The organism is Microvirga sp. P4_G7 (assembly GCF_056401005.1).
Genome location: NZ_JBFUKD010000871.1, coordinates 1 through 1,318, shown reverse-complemented (window position 1 = coordinate 1,318; position 1,318 = coordinate 1). Strand labels below are relative to the sequence as shown.

Sequence of the window (1,318 nt, the reverse complement as noted above, 5' to 3'; positions counted from 1 at the left end):
CCGCGAAACCTCGCCCGGCCTCAGGTGCTGTGGACCAGGAGAAAGAACGCCGCGCCGAGTCCGCACACCACGTAGGACAGGCGGCCGATGTAAGGCTGGGTCAGCTTGAAGACGGCGCAGCAGATCAGCAGTGCCAGCATGAGACGCCAGAGGCTTCCCGAGACATAACCAAGACCGTTAGCGTCCCGTGCGGTGTCCAGAGTGAGGATCGTGTCGACGATCCAAAGGCCGGCGAACCCGGCAGCAGCCACCCACCGTCCGTAGTGACGCCATGAATCCGGGAGGCCCGGGACAGGGCTGGTCTCGGCTTCCGACTCGTCGTCCTCGTACCAATCAGGTTGTTCGTTCGAAATCTGTTTCATGGCGGCGCATGTTCCGGCAATGCGAAACCGTGTAACATCGCGGCCGTGACTTGCCACCTGTCGGAACAAAGAGGACCAGCAGAAAGAACGTGCTTTTTTGGCTTTCAGCGCGCCAGGAATTCCATCAATCCGGCGCCGGGTGCAAGGAGCAGGAAGGCCCAGACGAACGAGGAGGACCAGTTTGCCGCTTGAAAGAGCACGGGCGGCATCAGGAAGACCCCGGCGATCAAGGGAATGACGGCACGCGCGGGGCCGAAAAAGCGTCCGATGAACACCGCCCAAGGGCCGAAACGAAAAAAGAATCGCCCTCCCCGTTCGATCAGGCGCGGACTGCGCGACAGCGGCCAGACGCGGTAGGCGGCGGTCTGAAAGCGTTGTCCCACGGCATAGGACAGCCAATCGCCCGCGCCGGCACCCACCGAGGCGGCGAGCCATATGTGCCAGAAGGGGATTTCGGTCAGGGCCAGCATGAACCCGAGCGTTACCAATATCGCCGTCGCGGGCAGGAGAAGCGAGAGGAACACGAGCGATTCCCCGAAGGTCAGCAAGCCGACGACAAGAGGCGCAAAGTGCTGATTGGCGCGCACAAATTCCACGATCGCCAGTTTGATGGTTTCGAGATCCATGGAATCCGATGGTGAAGATGTTTGACCGAAGCCCCCGGAAGGGGCAGCGAAGGACGAGAGTCATATTTCGTGATCGATTGGATCACAGAGCGCAATTTGAAGCAGGACTGTCGATGCGCTAGTCCGACGGTTCACGCTGGGGCTTTGCCATGAACATCCTTTCGATCCAATCCCACGTCGCCTACGGCCATGTGGGCAATGCGTCGGCCGTCTTTCCCATGCAGCGCCTGGGGGTAGAGGTCTGGCCCATCCACACTGTGCAATTTTCCAACCATACGGGCTACGGCTCCTGGAAGGGCAGGGTGTTTGACGGGCCAGCCATCGAGGAGC

2 protein-coding genes and 1 pseudogene are annotated in these 1,318 nt (G+C 60.8%); 1 reads left to right on the top strand and 2 read right to left on the bottom strand.

Features of this window, described 5'->3' with window-relative positions; all coding sequences use genetic code 11:
* Positions 1 to 20 precede the first annotated feature (20 nt).
* Both AC1DT3_RS21500 and AC1DT3_RS21495 read right to left on the bottom strand, forming a co-directional pair.
* A complete protein-coding gene (locus AC1DT3_RS21500; protein ID WP_477467215.1) occupies positions 21 to 362 on the bottom strand; it encodes a hypothetical protein in 342 nt (113 codons plus the stop codon).
* A 104-nt stretch (positions 363 to 466) separates the two neighbouring features.
* Positions 467 to 988: a DedA family protein gene (locus tag AC1DT3_RS21495; RefSeq protein ID WP_477467214.1), complete on the bottom strand. Its 522-nt coding sequence runs from the start codon at positions 986 to 988 to the stop codon at positions 467 to 469.
* A 149-nt stretch (positions 989 to 1,137) separates the two neighbouring features.
* Between AC1DT3_RS21495 and AC1DT3_RS21490 the strand changes: the two are divergent.
* Positions 1,138 to 1,318 (top strand): annotated as a pseudogene (locus AC1DT3_RS21490) (pyridoxal kinase); the annotation flags it as partial.

Bases quoted from the DNA above. Each gene is read 5' to 3' on its own strand.
- AC1DT3_RS21495 (WP_477467214.1), bottom strand. From the start codon at position 988: ATGGATCTCGAAACCATCAAACTGGCGATCGTGGAATTTGTGCGCGCC.
- AC1DT3_RS21500 (WP_477467215.1), bottom strand. From the start codon at position 362: ATGAAACAGATTTCGAACGAACAACCTGATTGGTACGAGGACGACGAG.